At 60.9% G+C, this 20,935-nt stretch carries 22 protein-coding genes and 1 pseudogene; 16 read left to right on the top strand and 7 right to left on the bottom strand.

From position 1 onward, the window contains the following. A partial coding sequence (locus B0G57_RS21020) for a two-partner secretion domain-containing protein (RefSeq protein WP_146098876.1) occupies window positions 1-365 on the bottom strand: 365 nt, incomplete at its 3' end. Window positions 366-689: 324 nt separating this feature from the next. Further along, entirely contained in the window at window positions 690-1,634 is a 945-nt protein-coding gene (locus tag B0G57_RS21015) for a LysR family transcriptional regulator (protein ID WP_018442802.1), read from the bottom strand. A gap of 126 nt (window positions 1,635-1,760) precedes the next feature. Here B0G57_RS21015 and B0G57_RS21010 point away from each other — a divergent pair, with 126 nt between their 5' ends. The 3 genes from B0G57_RS21010 to B0G57_RS31425 all read left to right on the top strand — a co-directional run bounded on the left by B0G57_RS21010 (window position 1,761) and on the right by B0G57_RS31425 (window position 4,073). Then, a complete protein-coding gene (locus B0G57_RS21010) occupies window positions 1,761-2,534 on the top strand; it encodes an SDR family NAD(P)-dependent oxidoreductase (protein WP_026230064.1) in 774 nt (257 codons plus the stop codon). Between the two features lie 13 nt (window positions 2,535-2,547). Next, entirely contained in the window at window positions 2,548-3,534 is a 987-nt protein-coding gene (locus B0G57_RS21005; RefSeq protein ID WP_018442805.1) for an aldo/keto reductase, read from the top strand. Between the two features lie 239 nt (window positions 3,535-3,773). Continuing rightward, window positions 3,774-4,073: a hypothetical protein gene (locus B0G57_RS31425; RefSeq protein WP_018442806.1), complete on the top strand. Its 300-nt coding sequence runs from the start codon at window positions 3,774-3,776 to the stop codon at window positions 4,071-4,073. 88 nt (window positions 4,074-4,161) lie between these two features. Here the strand turns inward: B0G57_RS31425 and B0G57_RS20995 are convergent, their stop codons facing one another. Continuing rightward, window positions 4,162-4,617, bottom strand: coding sequence for a MarR family winged helix-turn-helix transcriptional regulator (locus B0G57_RS20995; protein ID WP_018442807.1), 456 nt, complete (start codon window positions 4,615-4,617; stop codon window positions 4,162-4,164). Between the two features lie 138 nt (window positions 4,618-4,755). Between B0G57_RS20995 and B0G57_RS20990 the strand changes: the two genes are divergently transcribed. From B0G57_RS20990 to B0G57_RS20960, 7 genes are all read left to right on the top strand, one after another. Further along, window positions 4,756-5,247, top strand: coding sequence for a flavin reductase family protein (locus B0G57_RS20990; protein ID WP_018442808.1), 492 nt, complete (start codon window positions 4,756-4,758; stop codon window positions 5,245-5,247). A 103-nt stretch (window positions 5,248-5,350) separates the two neighbouring features. Beyond that, entirely contained in the window at window positions 5,351-6,586 is a 1,236-nt protein-coding gene (locus B0G57_RS20985; RefSeq protein WP_018442809.1) for an acyl-CoA dehydrogenase family protein, read from the top strand. Between the two features lie 19 nt (window positions 6,587-6,605). Further along, window positions 6,606-7,598: an amidohydrolase family protein gene (locus B0G57_RS20980; RefSeq protein ID WP_018442810.1), complete on the top strand. Its 993-nt coding sequence runs from the start codon at window positions 6,606-6,608 to the stop codon at window positions 7,596-7,598. Window positions 7,599-7,770: 172 nt separating this feature from the next. Continuing rightward, window positions 7,771-9,141: an MFS transporter gene (locus B0G57_RS20975; protein WP_018442811.1), complete on the top strand. Its 1,371-nt coding sequence runs from the start codon at window positions 7,771-7,773 to the stop codon at window positions 9,139-9,141. Between the two features lie 59 nt (window positions 9,142-9,200). Continuing rightward, window positions 9,201-10,262 (top strand): maleylacetate reductase, encoded by a 1,062-nt coding sequence (locus tag B0G57_RS20970; protein WP_018442812.1) that lies wholly within the window; start codon window positions 9,201-9,203, stop codon window positions 10,260-10,262. Beyond that, window positions 10,259-11,164 (top strand): intradiol ring-cleavage dioxygenase, encoded by a 906-nt coding sequence (locus B0G57_RS20965; RefSeq protein WP_018442813.1) that lies wholly within the window; start codon window positions 10,259-10,261, stop codon window positions 11,162-11,164. The genes B0G57_RS20970 and B0G57_RS20965 overlap by 4 nt, the downstream gene beginning before the upstream one ends. A 139-nt stretch (window positions 11,165-11,303) precedes the next feature. After that, a complete protein-coding gene (locus B0G57_RS20960) occupies window positions 11,304-11,768 on the top strand; it encodes a YaiI/YqxD family protein (protein ID WP_018442814.1) in 465 nt (154 codons plus the stop codon). Window positions 11,769-11,809: 41 nt separating this feature from the next. Here the strand turns inward: B0G57_RS20960 and B0G57_RS20955 are convergent, their stop codons facing one another. Genes B0G57_RS20955 through hemL form a run of 3 tightly spaced genes read right to left on the bottom strand, consistent with a single transcriptional unit; the run spans window position 11,810 to window position 14,900 of the window. Continuing rightward, a complete protein-coding gene (locus tag B0G57_RS20955) occupies window positions 11,810-12,448 on the bottom strand; it encodes a riboflavin synthase (RefSeq protein ID WP_018442815.1) in 639 nt (212 codons plus the stop codon). Between the two features lie 20 nt (window positions 12,449-12,468). After that, the gene (gene ribD, locus B0G57_RS20950; protein WP_026230066.1) at window positions 12,469-13,599 is read right to left on the bottom strand and encodes a bifunctional diaminohydroxyphosphoribosylaminopyrimidine deaminase/5-amino-6-(5-phosphoribosylamino)uracil reductase RibD; all 1,131 of its coding nucleotides are present in this window, start codon (window positions 13,597-13,599) and stop codon (window positions 12,469-12,471) included. A 17-nt stretch (window positions 13,600-13,616) separates the two neighbouring features. Further along, on the bottom strand, window positions 13,617-14,900 hold the full coding sequence (gene hemL, locus B0G57_RS20945; RefSeq protein ID WP_018442817.1) for a glutamate-1-semialdehyde 2,1-aminomutase: 1,284 nt from the start codon (window positions 14,898-14,900) through the stop codon (window positions 13,617-13,619). A gap of 311 nt (window positions 14,901-15,211) precedes the next feature. Between hemL and B0G57_RS20940 the strand changes: the two genes are divergently transcribed. The 6 genes and pseudogenes from B0G57_RS20940 to B0G57_RS20920 all read left to right on the top strand — a co-directional run bounded on the left by B0G57_RS20940 (window position 15,212) and on the right by B0G57_RS20920 (window position 20,453). After that, window positions 15,212-16,750 (top strand): MFS transporter, encoded by a 1,539-nt coding sequence (locus B0G57_RS20940; protein WP_026230067.1) that lies wholly within the window; start codon window positions 15,212-15,214, stop codon window positions 16,748-16,750. Between the two features lie 58 nt (window positions 16,751-16,808). Next, window positions 16,809-17,327 (top strand): winged helix-turn-helix transcriptional regulator, encoded by a 519-nt coding sequence (locus tag B0G57_RS20935; RefSeq protein ID WP_020566448.1) that lies wholly within the window; start codon window positions 16,809-16,811, stop codon window positions 17,325-17,327. 134 nt (window positions 17,328-17,461) lie between these two features. Next, a complete protein-coding gene (locus tag B0G57_RS20930) occupies window positions 17,462-18,574 on the top strand; it encodes an ATP-grasp fold amidoligase family protein (RefSeq protein ID WP_223258612.1) in 1,113 nt (370 codons plus the stop codon). A gap of 15 nt (window positions 18,575-18,589) precedes the next feature. Beyond that, window positions 18,590-19,351, top strand: coding sequence for a DUF6875 domain-containing protein (locus B0G57_RS32280; RefSeq protein WP_018442821.1), 762 nt, complete (start codon window positions 18,590-18,592; stop codon window positions 19,349-19,351). A 76-nt stretch (window positions 19,352-19,427) separates the two neighbouring features. Next, window positions 19,428-19,676: pseudogene (locus B0G57_RS32380) on the top strand (methyltransferase family protein); the annotation flags it as partial. Window positions 19,677-19,724: 48 nt separating this feature from the next. Beyond that, entirely contained in the window at window positions 19,725-20,453 is a 729-nt protein-coding gene (locus B0G57_RS20920; protein WP_223258618.1) for a methyltransferase, read from the top strand. Between the two features lie 23 nt (window positions 20,454-20,476). Here the strand turns inward: B0G57_RS20920 and B0G57_RS20915 are convergent, their stop codons facing one another. Continuing rightward, window positions 20,477-20,932, bottom strand: coding sequence for a response regulator (locus B0G57_RS20915; protein ID WP_018442823.1), 456 nt, complete (start codon window positions 20,930-20,932; stop codon window positions 20,477-20,479). Between the last annotated feature and the right edge of the window lie 3 nt (window positions 20,933-20,935).

Below are 20,935 nucleotides of genomic sequence, written 5' to 3'. Positions count from 1 at the left end.
GGATTGATCAGGTAGACGCTGCCCGTCGCCGAGAGCGTGCCGAGAATCGATGAGGGATCACCACCCGTGACGCGGTTCAGCGTCGCGCCCGTGCCATTCGTGATGCTGACGTGATTGCCATTGCCGATCGAGAAGCTCGTCCAGTCGATGATGCCGCGAGTCGACGTCTGGTTGATCGTAAGCGACGTGACGTTGCCGTTGATCGAGCCCGTACCGGCGACGAATTGCCCGCCGCTCGGCAACGGGCCGGCCGCGTGGACGCGTCCCGGCAGGGCGAACGATAACGCGATGAAAATCGGTGCGAGTGCGGGCAGCGTCCTGGGCCGCGCTCGGCGTGAGTGTCCCATCCATGAGGCGCGAAGCATCGAGTCTTCCTCCAGTTTTTGCACGGGCGAGCCATGCTGGCGGCAGAGCTGCTCCGCAGTTTGGTCGACGACTGGGATGGGCTCATTCTAATGATTAGATGAAACCGGTCTACCGACAAAGCGGCCAACACATCAGTCGTTCCTGCCAGCGTGCGCGGCGAGCGGAGCGCGCGGTAGACAAGTTCAATTAGCCGCACTGCATAAATGCGATGTCGTCAATTGATTTTTTTGGGTCAGGCAATTCCGCCGCGGTTGCGTGGCTGCTGCGAGAGTTCCAAGATCGCGCGGCAATGAATCGCGCCGACACCGACAACTTCGCTCGACCTACCGTCTCCGGCTCGCCTGCTTCTCCCCCGCGAGCGGCGGCAGGGACTGCTGTTCCCGGATGATGTTGATCAACGTTCGAAGGGCGGGGTGGTTATAACGGCGACTGCTGTGGTAGAGGTGGAACGGATCCTCAGGGTAGGCATTCTTTTTCAACACGACCTGCAGCTCACCGCGCGCCAATTCGTCGGCGATGCGGGCCTCCAGCAGGTAAGCAATTCCCAACCCCGCCTTGCACGCACTGATGGTGGTCGTCGTATCGTTGATCGTGAGCAAACCGGGCACTCGCAGACGGCGCGCCGCTCCCGCCTCGTTCAATTCCCACCGGTAGCTCGAATTGTCACCGAGCAGAAGCTGCAGACAGGTGTGCTTGGTCAGGTCATTGAGGCGTCGAGGCACGCCGTGCCGTTCGATGTAGCCGGGCGAAGCGGCCATGACCCACCGCTGAGGCCCGGTGAGCGGTACGGCGACCATGTCTTCCGGGACATAATGACCATATCGAATCCCCGCATCGTAGCCCTCGGCCACGATGTCGATGGGACGGTCCTCGACGACGACTGTCAGCCGCACGTCAGGACACCGACGCACGAACTCCGGGAGCGCAGGCGCAACGAGCAAGTGTGCCGCATCGGCAAAGACGTTGAGTCGAATCTCTCCGAGTCGAGCGGCGCCAGGCGCTTCGAGTGTTTCGAGCGCGGCGCCGATCTGATTGAAGCCGTCTTCCAGCCGCGCGGCCAATTCACGGCCGACGGCCGTGGCCGAAACCGCTCGGCTGGTTCTGTTCAACAGTTTTGCGCCGAGACGCGCTTCCAGTCGCCGCATCGCATGGCTCACCGCCGACGGCGTTTGTCCCAATTCGATCGCAGCGAGCCGAAAGCTGCGGCACCTCACGATCGTCAGGAATGACTTCAGGTCCGCGAAGTCGATCCGTTCCGTTTTTGCCAAGATGAATGCGGTTCAGCAGGTCAGTGAATTCAATTCATTCTACTCCGTGCAATCATTCTATCCGGTGAATGTCACAGCGGTGCACGGCTCGTGAGCCCCGTGATGCGATCTTTTGCGGAGAATGTGATGTCAAGTTTCGAGCACATGCGAATTGGCGATCTGGACGGTACGAAGGTTCTCGTCACCGGCGGATCGACGGGAATCGGCGCAGCGGTCGTCCGCACGTTTGCCGCACAGGGCGCCGACGTTGTCGCCCATTACTACGAGAGCGACGCGCAAGCGCAGGCGCTGCGCGCCGAATCGCCGGAGCGGATCCGCCTCATTCGAGGCGACATGAGAGAACCGGGCGGCGCGTCACGTGTCGTGCAGGCGGCGGCCGACATGCTTGGCGGACTTGATGGGCTCATCAACAACGCCGGCGGCATGTTGGGGCGGATCAAGACGACGGAGACGCCTGAAGGTCATTTCGATCAGGTCGTGAATCTCAACGCCCGTTCGGTATGGGACGCGACATTGGCTGCCTATCCGTTTCTGAAAAAAACCGGCGGCTACATCATCAACACCTCGTCGGTCGCCGCGCGCACAGGTGGCGGCGCCGGCGCCGTGCTCTATGCGGCCACGAAAAGCTTCGTCAGCAGCTTGACGCGCGGCCAAGCGAAGGAATTCGTGAACGACGGAATTCGCGTCAACGCCGTGGCGCCCGGATTGATTCAGACGCCGTTCCACGACAAATACACTCCGCCCGATGTCTGGGCATCGCAAACCGCCTCGATACCCATGGGGAGAGCGGGTTCGCCCGAAGAATGCGTCGGCGCATTTCTCTTTCTGGCATCCCCCACATTGTCAGGGTACATCACCGGTCAGGTCATCGAGGTAAACGGCGGACAACTCATGCCATGAAGGAGGATAGAACGTGAATCAACGACCATTTGGGCAGGCAGGACAGGCAGTTTCCGAGATCGGGTTTGGCGCCTGGGCGATCGGGGGCTCGTGGGGCGATGTCTCGGAAAGCGACGCCAAGGCCGCGCTGCATGCGGCGCTAGACAGCGGCACAACGTTTATCGATACCGCCGATGTGTACGGCGATGGGCGTTCCGAACGGATCATCGCGGCAGTACTCAAGGAGCGTGGCGGGCCGCGGCCGTTCGTCGCTACAAAGGCGGGCCGCCGACTCGATCCTCATTCCGCAGAGGGCTATACCGCGGCCAATCTGAACGCGTTCGTCGATCGATCATTGAAGAATCTCGAGACCGACTGTCTCGAGCTCGTGCAACTACATTGCCCGCCAACCGAGGTCTACTATCGGCCCGAAGTCTTCGAGGCCATGGACGCCATGGTCACCGCGGGGAAGATCCGTCACTACGGCGTTTCAGTGGAGAAAGTCGAGGAAGGTCTCAAGGCAATCGAGTACCCGGGCGTCAAGTCCGTGCAGATCATTTACAACATCTTCAGGCAGCGGCCGGCGGACCTTTTCATGCGTGAGGCACAAGACAGAGGGATTGCTGTTATCGTCCGCGTGCCTCTCGCATCCGGCCTGCTGACCGGGAAGATGACAGCCGATACCAGGTTCGCGGCCGATGACCATCGCAACTTCAACCGCGAAGGCCAAGCTTTCGACAAAGGCGAGACGTTTGCGGGTGTTCCTTATGATGTCGCGCTCGAAGCGGTCGACAGAATTCGCTCGTTGGTTCCGCAAGGCGTAACGATGGCGCAATTCGCGCTACGTTGGATCCTGATGAATCGGGGCGTGACGACGGTCATTCCCGGCGCTAAGAATGCGGAACAAGCCAAGGCGAATTGCGCGGCGAGTGAAGTGCCCGCCCTGACGGAGTCTGCGATGGCCACGCTGCGGGCAATGTATCTGGAAACGATAGCGCCGTTCGTCCATCATCAGTGGTGACGCAACCTCGACGTCATACATGCCGATGATGCATACGTTGCTGCGCGGGCGGCGCTTACCTTATGGCATTGCCCGATTATTCATCCGCGAAGAAAAGTGATATCGGTTTTGCCCTCTTTGTCGCACGCCGGCGAATCCCTACACTGCCTCCATCGAAGTTCAAGACCGAGTGCTGCAAAGGGCCAAACAAGGCTCCTGGCACTTCCCGGAAGACACGAAGACTCATCGGAGGTATCACCATGAAGACCAAGCTTATCGCCGCGCTGTTGATCGCATCGTCCGCCGCTTTGGCTGCCCCGGCTTTTGCCAGCGGCCTTGGGCCGGCGCCTTTCTACCGCCCGGAAGTCGGCGCGCCTGCTTCCCAACGTGGCCAAAGCGTCCAAACGCTCGCCGCCGAGCAGGTGGCAGCCAACCCGGATGTCGGTGGCGTGCAAGCCGGTTCGTCGCATAGCGGAGCAAGTGCGACGGTGAACGCAAGCGATTCGACCTATCGTGGCGAACGAGACGCGTATGTACGGGTGGGGCGTTCGGCGTTCTGACGAAATCGACTCGCACGATTGCTGAGGGAGGCTGTCGCGTGTTATGCGCGACAGCCTTCTTGCGTTTACCGCTCTCAGCGCCCCTGAGTCATTCCGCGGCGGCCGTCGCTTCCTCCTCGAGGATATCGAGCAGATCGTAAATGTCGGAGAGCGTCTTCTTCAGCGTTTTCAGCGCTGCCGGCGAAAGCTTGCTTACCGCCACTTCCTCGAAATGCCGGGCGATCGGCATCAATTCTTTCAATGTCATTTCGCCGGCTTCCGTAAGGTTGATCGCGACTGTTCGTGCATTGTTCTCCAGCCTGCTGCGGGAGACGAGCTTCATCTTCTCCATCGTGCCGATGAGGCGCGACAGCGTGGACAGCTCGACCGTCGTCATGGCCGCCAAGTCGTTGAGCCGCTGATCGGGCACCTCTCGTAGCGCCGCCATCACTCGATACATCGGCAATGTGATGCCGTATGCCGCGATCCGGCGCGAGAACAGTTCCCCCATCCTCACGCCGACGCGATTGAGCAGATAGGGGAAGGAATCGGTGAACTTGTACATGGGGCATACCTCTCGCAGGATTCCCTCATTCTATCAAAGCAAGAGTTTCATCCACATTATTTGCTTTGCAAACAGTTGCAAATGAAAGTATAGTGAATGCAACACGGTGCTTCGAGGCCCGGACATCAAGGAGACGATATGGACACTCTGGCCGTACATCATCCGCCCGTCGGCACGTCGTTCCGTGCTGCGATGCGTCGCATCGCATCGACCGTAACGATCATCACGGCCAGCGATGGTCATCGTCGCCACGGCATGACGATGACCGCGGTCAGTTCGCTTTCGATGGAACCCCCATCGATGATCATATGCGTCAACCAATCCACGTTTTTGCACGACATCCTCATGTCTGCGCGGCACTTTTGCGTGAACGTGTTGACGCACGATCAGGCTGAAGTGTCGAAAGCATTCAGCGGCGCATCGTCGCCTGAGGAGCGTTTCTCCGTAGGCGAGTGGCTCACACATGGATCGGGCACGCACTACCTCTCGAATGCCCAGGCCAACATCGTTTGCCGAAAGCATGCGGCGATTCCGTTCGGCACACACACGATCTTCATCGGCAGTGCGGACGACGTGATGCTCGGTGATGACGCGCGGCCGCTCCTTTACCGAAACGCCGCCTATTGCTAGTGCAAACGCGGCGCGCATCGTAGACGCATCTGGCGGTTAGCAACGGCTTTGCGGTGCCCGCTTCGCCGAAGCCGCCGACACAATTGACAATTGGAGGTGACCCATGATCGTTGTAGAACGAGAAGCAGGGGCGGCCGCGCAGCGCGGCGTCGACCGTCCCTCGGTTGAAAACCTGCGCACTCGCATAGCTGGGCTTGCCGCATCGATCAAGGCCCGCGCCGCTCAAGTGGAAACCGAGCGCCGGGTTCCGATGGACATCATCGATGCACTGCGCGACGCGGGGTACTTCGATGTCGTCAAGCCCAGGGCCTTCGGCGGCTTGGAAGGTGATTTTTCCGCGCTTGTCGATCTGAATATCGACTTGGCGAAATCATGTGCATCGACGGCATGGGTGGCCGGGCTCCTCGCAGCGCACCAGTGGCTCGTCGGTTCCTTTCCCGCCCAAGCTCAACATGACGTCTGGGCCGCCAACCCCAATGCGCTCGTTTGCGGCTCCTATGCGCCCGTGTGCCAAGCGCAGGCAACAGATGGCGGCTATCTGATCAGCGGCCGCTGGAGCTTCGCGAGCGGATGCGAATGCGCACAGTGGTCTCTGTGCGCCGCCGTGTTGCCTGCGGAGGGTGACCGCGAGAAGCCGGCGCCGGCGTTCCTGCTCGTGCCGGAGACGGATTACACGATCGAAGATACCTGGCACGTCATCGGTCTTGCAGGGACCGGCAGCAAAACGCTCGTTCTCGACAAGGTATTCGTGCCGGCACATCGGGCACTTCTCTTTTCCGAGACGACAAGCGGCGAGACGCCCGGCGCGAGGCTCTATCGTCACCATCCCGGATTTTCCATTCCGATGCTGAGCACCATCCCGTCGTGCTTGGCATCGGTCGCCGTGGGCGCTGCCCAAGGCGCGCTCGAGGACTATCTCGAGCGAACTGCACGACGCGTCACGCGGGGCGCCGTTGCCGGCGGGCAAAACAGCATGGCCGAGTTCGCGACGATCCAATTGCGGGTGGCGGAAGCGACCGCAAGCGCGGAAGCGGCGCGCCGGGTTCTCATTGCTGACCTGCGCGATCGCGAGGCAACCGTCAACGCCGGCGAGGCAGTGTCCGTCGAAGAGCGAATCAAGAGCCGACTCGGCCAGGCGTTCGCCGTCTCGCTCGCCATCCGTGCGACGGAGGCGTTGAATGCGTCGACCGGAGGGCAGGGGCTCGACCTCGCCAATCCGATCCAACGCGCTTGGCGAGATGCCAATGCGGTGGGCCGGCACATCAGCATGAATTGGGACACCGTGGGCACGATGTACGGGCAGATGGCGCTCGGACTCGAGCCCAAGGGTCAATATTGACGCGAACGGAGCATGGACGATGTTTAAAGCAACGCGCAAGATCGCGCTGGAAGAGCACTTTGCCATCGAGGAGACGGTCCAGGATTCGGCAGGATTCGTCCCGCCTTCGTACTGGGGCGAATTGAAGAGCCGCCTTCTCGACATCCAGGGCCGCCGTATCGAGGAAATGGATCGAAACGGCATCGAGCTCATGATCCTCTCTCTGAATGCCCCGACCGTGCAGGCCATTCGTGACACGAAGGCGGCCTACGATCTGTCTCGGCGGGCGAACGACTTTCTTGCCGAGCAGATCGCGAAGCGTCCTGATCGCTTCAAAGGGTTTGCCGCACTGCCGATGCAATCGCCCGAGCTTGCGGCCCGTGAGCTCGAGCGGTGCGTGGAGGAGCTCGGCTTCGTCGGAGCCCTCGTCAACGGTTTCTCGCAAACGGAAGGCAGTGATGACGTGCTCTACTACGATCTGCCGCAGTTTCGCCCATTCTGGGCGGTGGTCGAGGCATTGGACGTGCCGTTTTACCTGCACCCGCGCAATCCGCTCCCCGCGCATGCACCGATCTACGAAGGCCACCGATGGTTGCTTGGCCCGACGTGGGCATTTGGTCAGGAGACGGCGGTTCACGCGCTACGCATGATGGGCTCTGGACTCTTCGACGAGCATCCGCGCTTGAAAATCATTTTGGGCCATATGGGCGAGGGGCTGCCCTATAGCATGTGGCGTGTCGACAACCGCAACGCATGGGTGAAGACCAAGCCGAGCTACCCAGCCGAGAAGCCCATCGCGGAATACTTCCGCGCGAATTTCTGGCTGACGACTTCGGGCAACTTCCGCACGCAAACGCTGATCGATGCGATGCTCGAGATCGGATCCGACCGCATCCTCTTTTCGGTGGACTGGCCCTTCGAAAACGTGGACCACGCGGCGCAATGGTTCGACGACGCATCGATCAGCGAAAACGACCGAATCAAGATCGGCCGGACCAACGCGGCACGGCTTTTCAAGTTAGGCGACGTTTGACTCGGGGCCAGGCCGCGGAGGCCATGGGCGGCTGCAGCGAGCATTCTGCTTACGGCCCATGCCTGGCTCACCGGCCGCAGTGTCGGCAGGGGGTGACGAGAAGAGACCGAAGCGCGACCGAAGCGCGACCGATGCCGCTTGTGCATCAGGAATATAAACGGAGTGAGACACCATGTATGACGAAGTCATCGACGTGCATGAAGAACTATCGGATGCACCGGTCAGCCCGATGCACGTCAAGCTCGGCATCTTGTTGGCCTTGCTGACGCTGTTCGACGGCTATGACACATTCAATCCGGCCTACGTCATTCACTACGTGCGCGGGCCATGGAGCCTGTCGTTGCAGCAGGCAGGGATGCTCGTCTCGAGCGGGCTCGTCGGCTTTCTGCTCGGCGCGGCCGTGCACGGAGCGATCGCGGACCGGTGGGGCCGGCGTATCACGCTGCTCGGCGGCTTATGGATCACGACGATTTTCTCCCTGCTGACCGCTATCGCGGGCCATTCCTTTGCCAGCTTTTGCACGCTGCGCGTCTTGACAGGCCTCGGCCTCGGGGTGCTGCTGCCGCTCTCGACCACGTACATCAATGAACTCGCGCCGCGGCGAATCGCCAATACGTTCGCGCTCTGGGGTGTGGCGCTGGGCTGGGCGGCGGGCGGCGCGGCTGCCGGCATCGTGGGGGTGTTCGTGACCCCTCGCACGGGTTGGCAAGGGCTTTACTGGGTGGGCTCGCTATCGATCTTGCTGATCCCTTTCGTCCATCGCTATTTGCCCGAATCGCCGAAATTCCTGCTGCTCGGCGGGCGCGACGAAGAACTCAAAGCGATTCTAAGCAAGCTTCGCCCCGATCGGGCCGCGGCATATCGCGACCACGGCGTGGCGCGCCATCGCGCGCTCGCGCGAGCTCCGGTGTTCGCATTGCTGGCGGCGCCTTACCGTAGGCAGTCCATCGCGATCTGTGCCACGAGCTTCTTGAGCCTCTTTTGCATATTCGGACTCTCCGGATGGATTCCGACACTGATGCAGGCGCGTGGCGAAACGTTCGCCGCGAGCTTTGCATTCGGCGCGCTCATGCAGGTTATGTCGTTCGTCGGCGGCCTCGTCTGCGGTCACCTTGTCGATCGCTCGAATCGTCCGCGTCAATGGCTTTGCGCGTGGTGGGCGGTAGGGGCGCTTTCCGTGCTGGCGCTCGTCTTCTTTCATACGCACTGGACCAATTTCGCATTCAGCGCAGCAGCCGGCTTTTGTATCATCGGTGGGCAATTCGTGCTCAACAATTTCACGGCGGCCTCCTATGAAACGCAAATGAGGGCAACCGCGGTCGGAATGGAGCTCGCTATCGGGCGGCTCGGAGCCATTCTCGGCCCCTTCATCGGCGGCGCGCTGCAACAGGTGTTCGGCGGTTCCAACGCGATGCTGGCCGCGATCGCCGTTGCGGCGGCGGGCGCTGCCGCATGCGTGGTGTTTGCGACGAAGAGCGATACTGGACAAGAGCCACGACAAGGCGAGGCCGACGAGCCGATTGCAAGTGCGGCGCGAGGGTGATGACCACAAGCGGGAAAGCGATGATCTCTAACCTACCTTTTGTGTATGAAGCGTTGCCCATGCGCGTGTTGTTTGGCGTGGGCACGCGCTCGAGCGCGCGCGACGAAGCGCTGAGACTCGGCATGTCGCGCGTGCTCATTCTCTGCGGTCCGGCCCACGAAGGCGTTGCAGGCGAAATATCGCGCGAGCTCGGCGACCTGCATGCAGGCACGTACGCCGGCGCACGGATGCATACGCCCGTCGAAGTGACGGAGCAAGCGCTGGCACTCGCGCGCGAGCGGCGTTGCGACGGCATCGTGGCTATCGGCGGCGGTTCCGCCACGGGCCTGGCCAAAGCGTTGGCGCTTCGCACCGACCTCCCACAGATCGTCTTGCCGACGACGTATGCAGGGTCCGAAATGACGCCCATCCTCGGTGAAACGAAGGGGGGCGTGAAGACGACTCAGCGTAGCGCGAAAGTCTTGCCCGAGACGGTGATCTACGATGTGGATCTGTCGATGGACCTGCCGGTGCACCTGAGCGGCGTGAGCGGCATCAATGCGATCGCGCATTCGGTCGAGGCGCTTTACGCGCGCGACGCGAACCCCATCGTCGCTGTGCTCGCGCTAGAGAGCATTCGCGCGCTCGTGAACGCACTGCCGGCCATATGCGCCGATCCCCACGATCGGGCCGCTCGCACGGGCGCGCTCTACGGTGCCTGGCTTGCCGGCATCTGCTTGGGGGCGGTCGGCATGTCGCTTCATCACAAGCTTTGCCATACGCTGGGCGGCAGTTTCGACATGCCTCACGCCGAGACCCACGCCGTGGTTCTCCCGCATGCACTGGCCTACAACGCCCCGGCGATACCGGAGGTTATGGCGCGGCTGCGCGATGCATTGGGCGTGGACGACGTGCCGGCGGCGCTTTACAACCTCAATCGCGCCATAGGGGCGCCGCGCGGGTTACGGGAGCTCGGCATGCCTGAGGATGGCATCGACCGATGCGTCGAACTGGCGGTGGCGAACCCGTACTGGAATCCGCGGCCATTGGAGCGCGCACAGCTTCATGCCCTCCTCACGCGTGCCTATCTCGGGGACGCACCGTCGATCGATCTGAGCGTAAATCAAGGGGCAGGATCATGAGCGCACATGGGAAGGCGGCATTTCCGTTATTCGATGAAGAGCATTCGGCCGACATCGTCAACGCCAGGATCGGGACCGAGGTCGATCCGCGAACGCGTCAGATCGCCGAAATCGTCGTCAAGCATTTGCACGCGGCGGTCAAGGAAATTGGGCCCACCCATGAGGAGTGGCTTGCCGCAATCCGATTCCTCACCGATACCGGCCATATGTGCACCGATTGGCGACAGGAGTTCATCCTGCTCTCCGACGTTCTCGGCATCTCAATGCTCGTCGACGCCATCAACCATCGCCGCCCCGGAGCCGCCACGGAAAACACGATCCTCGGCCCGTTCTTCGTCGAGGGGGTTCCGTTCTCGCCGTCGGGAGCGAACATCTGCCTGGACGGGAAGGGCGAGCCACTCGTCGTGCAAGCGGAAGTCGCGGACATCGAAGGCAATCCGGTGGAGGGGGCAGTCGTCGATGTTTGGCAGACGAACGACGATGGGTTCTACGACGTTCAGCAAAAGGGCCTGCAGCCCGACGGCAACCTGCGCGGCAAGTTTCAAAGCGACGCGCAAGGTCGCTTTTGGTTCAGGACGGTGAAGCCGCGCGACTATCCGATTCCGGACGATGGGCCGGTGGGTAAGCTGCTCGCGAAGCTCGGCCGGCATCCGAATCGTGCGGCCCACATTCATTTCATCATTCAGGCGCCCGGTTACGAAACGGTGATTACCCACGTGTTCGCCCCCGATTGTCCGTACCTGGCCGAAGACGCTGTCTTTGGTGTGAAAGAAAGCCTAATCGGGCGGTTCGACAAAGTAGAGGATCCCGCGCGGGCCGACTCATTCGGGCTATCTGGCCCCTTCTGGCTCGCGGCGCCGCGATTTGTCCTGCAACGCTCAAAACAGGAAGGTTCGCGATAGGCGCCTGCCTTGGGCGGGGAGGACGACGCCCCGTACGATTCAAAGCGTGAGTTCGTTGAGGTGGACTGCGAGACGAGCCGTTTTCGCCTCGCGTCACACGGTAAGATGACGGCCACCTCGTTCCATTGGAAGCGCCGCGATGCAAGTGCTGGTTGATGCAGATGCCTGTCCCGTTGTTGTCAAGGACATTCTTTTTCGGGCTGCGCGGCGTACCAAGGTGTGCGTGACGCTGGTGGCAAATCGGTTTCTACGCACGCCGCCTTCCCCCTTTATCAAAGCGTTGCAGGTCCCAGCGGGGTTCGACGCCGCGGACAATCGAATCGTTGAACTGGTCGGGCCTGGCGATCTGACCGTTACCGCCGATATACCGCTCGCAGCGGCGGCGTTGGATAAGCGAGCGTATGTCCTCGATCCGCGGGGAAATTGGTTTACCCGCGAGAACATCCTGGAGCATCTGACCATGCGAGACGTGATGGATCAGCTCCGCGGCTCAGGTGTCGCGACCGGCGGCCCGACGGCCTATGCCCCATCCGATAGCAAGGCATTCGCTGCGCAGCTGGATCGATTTCTTGCGCGGCGTGGACCGGCGTCTGCGGGCGTTTGACGGTGCGTCCGGCAGCGAAGGCGACTCTTACACCAACCGAATCATTTCAATGGCTCAGAGCCTTCCTTCGACGCCCCGAGCATCCGCTCCACATACCTTGCAATCAAATCCACTTCGAGATTGACCATGCTACCCGGCGCAAGATGCTTGAGCGTCGTCACTTCGACGGTATGCGGAATCAGGTTGATCGAAAACTCGCACCCGTCCTCACGATCGTCGACGCTGTTGACGGTGAGGCTCACACCGTTGACCGTAACCGAGCCTTTATAAGCGAGGTACCGCCCGATTTCCTTCGGCGCGACTACACGCAGTTCATGCGATTCGCCGACTGGCGCGAACCGAGTCACGGTCCCGAGCCCATCGACATGCCCCGAAACGATGTGCCCGCCCAACCGCTCATGCGCCGTGAGCGCTTTCTCGAGATTGACTTCCACATCCTGCTGCGCGAGCCCCACCGTGCAATTGAGGCTTTCGCGCGAGACCTCGACGTCGAACGTCTTGTTCGTCTTCGCGACAACCGTCATGCAGGCACCCTGAATGGCGATGCTGTCGCCAATCGCGACGTCGGCGAGATCGAGCGAGCCGGCCCCGACTGTCAGCCGCACGCCCGCTTGCTCGTCGTGACCAAGCGGCTTGATCGCTTCGATGCGGCCGACGGCCGCGACGATTCCGGTGAACATGATGTGTCTTTCCTCGTTGATCAGGATTGCGGCGTGCGCGGCGCTTGCGCCGTCACGCGCGCGACAATGCGCAAGTCGTCGCCAATGCGATCGACCGCGTGAAACGCAAGCCGCACGCGGTTTTCGAGCGTGGCAGGCGCGGCGATATCGAACATGCCCATCGCATCGACACCAAGCAGGCTCGGCGCAAGGTAGACGAGCAGTTCGTCGACACATCCCTCCCGCAACAGCGAGCCGTTCAGGTTGTGCCCGGCCTCGACGTGCAACTCGTTGATCCCGCGTGTGCCGAGCGCCTTCAGCATGGCCGGGAGGTCGACCTTTCCCTGCTCGTTCGGGAGCGCGACGACTTCGATGCCGCGCGCCGCTAGCGCATCGGCGCGGCTGCCGTTATCGGCATCGACGCGTCCACAGAAGACGAGCGGCGGCGCGCCTTCAAAAATCCGTGCTTCGAGCGGCGAGGCCAGCCGGCTGTCGATGAGCACCCGCAGCGGCTGACGCGGCGTCTCGACTTCCCGCACGGTCAGTTGCGGATTGTCTTGGCGCACGGTGCCGACGCCGGTCAGAACCGCGCAGGCCCGCGCGCGCCAAGCGTGACCGTCCGCGCGCGCCGCCGCGCCCGTGATCCATTGGCTCTCGCCTGTGGGCAAGCCTGTCCGGCCGTCGAGCGAGCCGGCGACCTTCATCCGCACCCAGGGTCGTCCGCGCGTCATCCGCGACACGAAGCCGATGTTGAGCTCGTGTGCTTCATTGGCGAGCAATCCGCAGCGCACGTCAATGCCGGCTTCGCGCAGTATGGAGAGCCCTCGCCCGGACACCTGCGGGTTCGGATCCTCCATCGCCGCGATCACGCGCGCGACGCGCGCTTCGACCAGCGCATTGACGCACGGCGGCGTGCGGCCGAAATGACTGCAGGGCTCGAGCGAAACGTAAGCGGTAGCGTCGCGCGGATCGTGGCCGCGTCGGCGCGCATCCTTCAATGCCTGCACTTCGGCATGATCCTGGCCGGCTGGCTGCGTGAATCCTTCGCCGATCGTGACACCGTCTTTCACGAGCACGCAGCCGACGCGCGGGTTCGGCGTCGTCGTGAAGAGACTGCGCCGCGCGAGCGCCAGCGCGCGCTTCATGTGGCTGAAGTCGTCTTCCGAAAACATCGAGTGCGGCTTGCGCATCATGCGGCAAGCGCCGCGAAAGCACTGCGTGCGGCGTCGAGCGTGGCGTCGATGACGGCATCGTCGTGCGCAATCGAAACAAAACCGGCTTCGTAGGCCGAAGGAGCAAAGTAGACACCCGCATCGAGCATCTTGTGAAAGAACGCATTGAAGCAGGGTATGTCGCTGCGCGAGACGTCGGCGAAGCTCGCCGGCACTTCGTCGGTGAAATAGATGCCGAACATGCCGCCGACGGCATCGGCCGAGAACGTCACGCCGGCCGCCCGCGCCACGACGGCCAGGCCGCTGGCGAGCTTCGCCGTCTGCTCGCCCAGGCGCTCGTAGAATCCCGGCGCCTGAATGAGCTGCAATGTCTTCAAGCCCGCGGCGACCGCGATCGGATTGCCGGAGAGTGTGCCGGCCTGATAAACGGCGCCTTCGGGCGCGAGGTGCGCCATGATGTCGCGCCGGCCGCCGAACGCTGCCGCCGGCATACCGCCGCCGATCACTTTGCCGAGGCAGGTGAGGTCGGGCTCGATGCCGTAGAGCGCCTGGGCACCGCCCAGCGCCACGCGAAAGCCGCACATCACTTCGTCGAAGATGAGCACGGCGCCGTGATGCGTGCAAAGCCGCCGCAGTGCTTGCAGAAAATCGGGATTGCCGCGCACGAGATTCATGTTGCCCGCAACGGGCTCGACGATCACGGCGGCGATCTCGTCGCCGAATGCCGCGAACGCGGTTTCGAGCGCCTCCGTTTTGTTGTACTCGAGCACGCTCGTATGTTTCGCGATATCAGGCGGCACGCCGGCCGACGTCGGATTGCCGAACGTCAGCAGCCCCGAGCCAGCCTTCACGAGCAGGCTGTCGGCATGGCCGTGGTAGCAGCCCTCGAACTTGACGATGCGCTCGCGCTTCGTGAAGCCGCGCGCAAGCCGCAGCGCGCTCATCGTCGCCTCCGTGCCGCTCGATACGAGGCGCACTTGGTCGATCGACGGCACGAGCTTGCGGATTTCCTCCGCGATTTCGATTTCGGCCTCGGTCGGCGCACCGAAAGAGAAACCGTCCGCGAGCACGCGCTGCACCGCTTCGAGGACCTCGGGATGAACGTGGCCGAGGATCATCGGCCCCCATGAACCGATGTAGTCGATATAGCGCACGCCCTCGGCGTCCCAGAAATAGGGGCCTTGCGCACGCGCGACGAACCGCGGCGTGCCGCCGACCGAGCGGAACGCGCGCACCGGGGAGTTCACGCCGCCTGGAATGGACCGTTGGGCGCGTTCGAAAAGAGCTTCGTTGCTGGTCATGAGATGGGGCCTGCGTCGATGTAAAGAGGCTCACCAGGGCGGACCGGCGGACTGCAAGCCGGCGCACCGCGCGGGCGGAGCGAATCGTCAAATTGTACCGGAGCCGGCGAATGTGCCGTTTTGAGGTGGTTCTGGCAGGCGGACGGAAGACGATTCCCCTTACGAGAGCATGGTTGCAAATTAAAACTTATCTGCCTAGCATTCGATGGGTTTCATATTGAAACCACGTCGTCGCAGCGAAAGTCCTTCGCGCCACGCGGATTCGTGGCGCTGTCGGTCCATCAACCCTCTCGGAAGAATGACCCATGGATATCTCTTACTCCCGCTCCGGCAAGAACTCCATTGCCTTGGCGGCGCTGTGCCTGGCCCAACTGATGTTTGCGCTCGAAATCTCGAGTGTGCCGGTGATTTTGTCGACGCTCGAAAAGGTGTTGCAGGCGGACTTCAGGGACCTGCAGTGGATCATGAACGCCTACACGATTGCGTGCACTACCGTGCTGATGGCCTCCGGAACCTTGGCGGACCGGTACGGCAGAAAGCGTCTTTTCGTCGTCAGCGTGATCGTATTCGGGCTCGCGTCGTTGCTTTGCGGCCTGACGCATAGTGCGCCGCTCCTGATCGCGGGCCGATTCGTCCAGGGGATGGGAGGCGGCGCGATGCTCATCTGCCTGATCGCGATTCTTTCGCACCAGTTCAACGAAGGCCAGGAGCGAATCAAGGCGTTCGGCATCTGGGGCATCTTTCTCGGCTTCGGCTTGGGCTTCGGACCGATCGTCGGCGGCGCGATCGCCGCGCTGTCGGGGTGGCAGTGGGTGTTTCTGATTCATGTGCCGATATCGATTCTTACGCTCGTTCTTGCGCTCGGCAGCGTCGACGAATCCAGCGATCCCGAGGCGAAGAAACTGGACGTTCTCGGCATCGTTACGCTCTCGCTCGCCGTGTTCGGCCTCACGTACTACATCACACAGGGATCGGAGTTCGGCTTTGCGAGCCGCATCGCCTTGTACGTCATCGCCGCTACCATCGCGAGCTTCATCGCCTTCCTGCTCGTCGAGAAGATCAACCCCCATCCTATGTTCGATTTCTCGGTTTTCCGCATCAGAAGGTTTTCGGGCGCCATCATGGGTTCGATCGGCATGAACTTCAGCTTCTGGCCGTTCATCATCTTTTTGCCGATCTATTACCAAAGCGCGCTCGACTACCATATCGTCGTCGCGTCGCTTTCGTTGCTGGCCTATACGCTTCCCACGCTCGTGGTCCCACCATTCGCCGAGCGTCTTTCGCATCGTTACCAGCCGGCTGTGATCGTTCCGCTTGGCATGTTCACGATCGGTTTGGGCTTCATGCTGATGCGGCTCGGTGCAGGGTTCACGCACGCTAGCGGATTGACGATGCTTCCCGGCTCGCTGATCGCCGGTGTCGGCCTAGGCTTGACCAATACGCCCACCACGAACACCACCACGGGCTCCGTTCCGTCCAACCGCGCGGGCATGGCCTCGGGCATGGACATCAGCGCACGATTAATCACGCTCGCGATCAATATCGCGTTCATGGGGCTCGTGCTCGTCGCCGGCATCGCCGACTATTTGCGAGTCGCGTTGCCAGCCTCCCTTGATGCCGCACAACTGCAAGCGCTGGCCGAGAGAATCGCGGCGGGGAATCTGCCGGGGCTTGCTCACCGCTTCCCGGGATTCGACCATATTGACGCGTCCGGCGCGATCGCTCATGCCTCGTTGGTGCACGGTTTCCGCTGGGTCATGCTCTACGGCGGATTGGGTGTATGGGTCCTCGGTGCGAGCAGCGCCATGATTTTCCGCGCTCGAGGCGCGCGGCAGCCTGCCGACACCTGACGCTTGCACGCTCATTTAGAATAGATGTCTGTTTTGGATGGTGGTGCGGAGGCGCGTCATGGTGAAGCGAACGAGTCACAGGGAGGTGCCGTGTTCGATCGCGCGGCCCTTGGACGCGATTGGTGATTGGTGGTCTCTGCTCATCGTCCGGGACGCCTTCAACGGCCTCGAGCGCTTCGGCGAATTCCAGAAAAGTCTCGGGCTCGCCAAGAACATTTTGTCCGCGCGGCTTCGCACGCTCGTCGAACATGGCATCCTCGAGGCAGCTCCAGCGTCCGATGGCAGCCCCTACCAGAAATACGTGTTGACGCAAAAAGGCCAGGGGTTGTTTCCGCTTCTCGTCGCATTGAGGCAGTGGGGAGAGGATTATTTCTTCGAACCCTCCGAGTCGTACGTACGGCTCGTCGACAAAGAGCAGGGACTGCCGCTAAAGCGCCTCGAGGTTCGCTCGCAAGACGGGCGACTATTGGGACCGGCCGATACGGTGCTGCTACCGGCCGAGGAGGAGAGACCCGACGACCACGTGGAGCCGGCCGGGGAAGATCATAACGAAGACTCCAAAGATCGGCACACCTAACCATCCATGATGGCCTGCGTTACGTCAACGTTACGTAACGAGCCCACACGCGGCGATGTGCTCACAGCCATTCCGTCAATCGAGAAGGCCGTCGCTACGATCCTCGAATTCTTTCGCGAACAAATCGCCAGGCGTTGGCACGCTTTCTGCAGAACAAAAAAGTAACGCTGCTCGGCAGTTGCAAGAGAAAAAGCAACTGCGGAAACGGCTCTGACAGCGCGATGGCTGAAGCTCCAACGAAAGCGGGGAAAATTGTGGCGCGAAAATATTTTTTAAAGAGAGAGATATGGGCCCACGGAGGAGATTCCGTCGCCATTGCAGGGCGCAACGATTCGTTTGAAGCCAAGCGAATGACGTGGTTGAAGCAAGCCATGCACGATGCAAGTAATAGATGGTTCGGTCGACTGAAGTTCCTCATGCCGGATCATGTGTTCTTAGCTGTGTCGCACCGCAGGAAAATCGGGCGCTTTCCGAAATTCGGCAACCCTGAGACGTTCAACGAGCTGATTCTAGACCGCTGTCTTCATCCGAATCCGCGCTGGAGCAAATTGGCCGACAAGCTGGCTGTTCGCGATTACGTCAGGGACAGGATCGGTGAGAAATATTTGATTCCGTTGATTGCGGCGCCGGACGTATTCACACAAGAAATTTTCAATTCTCTCCCGGCTTCCTTTGTCATGAAAGCGAATCACGGGTCGGCGTTCGTCGAAATCGTTTGGGACAAATCGAAGCGATCATTCGACGAACTGCGTGCAATAGCTGACAGGTGGCTCGGCACCGACTACTACCGCCAAGGGCGGGAGCGGCACTATCGTGCGATCAAGCCACGTATCCTCTTCGAAACGCTGCTTGTTGACAGTTCGGGCAAGGTTCCGCCGGACTTCAAGATGAACATGTTCGGCAATACCGCTGACGGGCCGATCATCTATACAGGCGTCGTGCAAGACCGCTTTGGGAATGAGCGCATCGATCTTTATGACGCGCAGTGGTGTACGCTGGACCTGGAGTTGGGTGAATTCCCCGGAAGTGGTCTTCCTCCGCCGCCCCCGCCAAATTGGGAAGAGGCGATCAGAGTCGCCACGCGATTGGCGGAAGGGCTCGGCTACGTCCGCGTCGATCTTTATGTCTTCGACGACAAAATCTACTTTGGCGAGCTGACGTTCACGCCAGGTGGAGGGATTTTTCCGTTTTCTCCCGATCGCTACGATTACGAATGGGGGCGTCTTTTCAAGGCAATGATGAACTGACTTGCGATCAATACGATGAACATTGTCAGAAATTCCGGCCCAGTCCAATCCAAGATCGAGGCCGCGCTTATCGAAATTGAACGGTCGTTGTGCTTGTCGACCGGAATACACTCGATCGCGGATGCCGAGGTTGTGGCGACGTTTCATGCCGGACTCGATTGGATGAAGCGATTCGTCATGCACCCGCACCCTCACCTCGGACGTAGGGGAGCCGTTTGTCCGTTCGCACGGCCGGTCCATGAGGAGCCAGCCTTATACTTCTGTGCGTTCGACTGCGGCGACATGAACTTCGAGACGTTTATCGAAATCATGCTGCAAGTACCGAAGGTCTACAAGCGAATCTCGGCGAGTTTTTCTGGGCGATCCGATTTACTGTCGTTGTGCGTCTTTCCGAAGGGACTGCCTGCGGCTTCGTACTACAAGTTCATAGATTGCGCGCACTCGATTCTAAAGCCGATCTATATGACCGCGGGGCTGATGATCGGGGAGTTCCATCCGCTAAGCGCCGTCCGTGGGGCGCATTCGGAGACGATATTTCCTTTGCGTGCGGACGTGCCATTTTTTGCCATACGGTCGACGACCGCGCATGACATCTTGTTCATCGATCGGGAATCAGCATCCGCTGGTCAACGCATTCATGAGCTCGAGTGCTACCTGGGCTCTGCGGGTGAGCTGTTACCCGATGGCGAGATCGCGCGCATACGAGCGCGCATCGAACAGCTCAAGTCGCAGCTCGTCTCCGAGAACGATCCTGCCGATACAGTGGCTTCGCGGTGATTCGCCTCGGAGCGCCAGGGCAACTCGGGTCGATCGAATCTTAGTTTTTACCAACGACAGCAAGCTGTGAGCGGATATGGACGAGCTTTCATGGGAAGAGTGGCAATCGCTGTGCGAGATCATGAACGGTTATATCAAGACTCAGGTCCTATCGACTGCGTGCGACCTGGGGGTCTTCGATGTCATCGAGAAAGGAGCGACGGTGGCGTCGTTGCCTGAGAGCCTCGGGATCGACGAGTACGGGTGCCGCGTCCTCCTGTTGGGTCTCAAGGCGTTGCAGCTCGTCCGCGTCGACGGATCAGGAGTAATGCATAATCTACCGCTTGCGAAGCGATGCCTGTTGCGAGACTCGCTGCGCTCGATGGTGCCGTTCGTGCATCTCAACGACAAAATCCAGCACAGGGCCTGCTTGCACTTCACGACAGCATTGCTCGAGCGGCGTAACGCTGGATTGGATGAATTCAAGGGCGACGCTCCGACGCTGTATGAACGTATGGCTGAAAATCCGGGAATGGAGGCGCTGTTCCATGAGGGGATGGGCGCCTATACGCGTCTCTCGCCGCGCATGATGGACATGAAGGAACTGGCGGAGGTTTCGACGCTGCTTGACGTGGGCGGCGGCGATGGAACGAATGCGATCCGGCTGGTCGAAAGGTACCCATCGCTCAAAGTCGTTCTTCTGGATCTTCCGTCCGTCGTTCAGAAAGCGCGCCAAAAAGTCGAAGCGCTCGGGCTCTCACAGCGGATCACTTGCGTCGCGGCGGACATGTTTTCGGATCCGTGGCCGCCCGGTTGCGATGGGGTCATGTTTTCGCACGTGGTGGAAATCTTCGGCCCGGAAAAGATCGGGTTTCTCTACGAAAAAGCACGCGCCTATCTGGCCCGCGGACGGCTCTTCATTTGGACCTTGATGTGTGATCCCGACGAGTCCGGTGGCCTGCAGGCAGTGAAGTCTTCGCTCTACTTCCTCACAGTCGCGAGTGGTGAGGGGATGGCTTATCCCGCCAGCGACCACCGCCGTTGGCTGAAGGAAGCGGGATTTTCTTTGATAGCCGAGTACGACGCACCCGCCATTAGTCATGGTGCGCTCGTTGCCTGCTGACTGCCTTCGTCTTGCTTAGGGACTCAAGGCTGCTTGATCGGGGGCAGGGTAACCACGCCGAGCCAGAAATCGTTGATGCTGCGAACGACTTCCGTAAATTTCGAGAAGTCCACCGGCTTATTGATATAGCAATTCGCATGTAGGCCGTAAGATCGGATCACGTCCTCCTCTGCCTTGGACGTGGTGAGGATCACGACCGGGATCGTGCCGAGCTCCGGATCGGCTTTCAATTCCTCGAGCACCTCCCGGCCGCTTTTTCTCGGCAGGTTGAGATCGAGGATGATCATGCCTGGTCGGCGAGCCGTCGCATATATCCCCTGACGTCTGAGATACTCCATGGCAGTCACCCCGTCCTCCACCACATGAAGCGGGTTGAGCACTTTGTAATCCTCGAGGGCTTCGCGGGTCATCATGACATCGGTCGGGCTATCCTCCACCAGCAGGATATCGGTCAAGTTGCCTTTTGCATCGACAAGCATGGA

It is taken from the genome of Trinickia symbiotica (genome assembly GCF_002934455.1).
Taxonomy (GTDB): Bacteria; Pseudomonadota; Gammaproteobacteria; order Burkholderiales; family Burkholderiaceae; genus Trinickia; species Trinickia symbiotica.
This window is presented reverse-complemented; position numbering and strand designations above follow the sequence as displayed.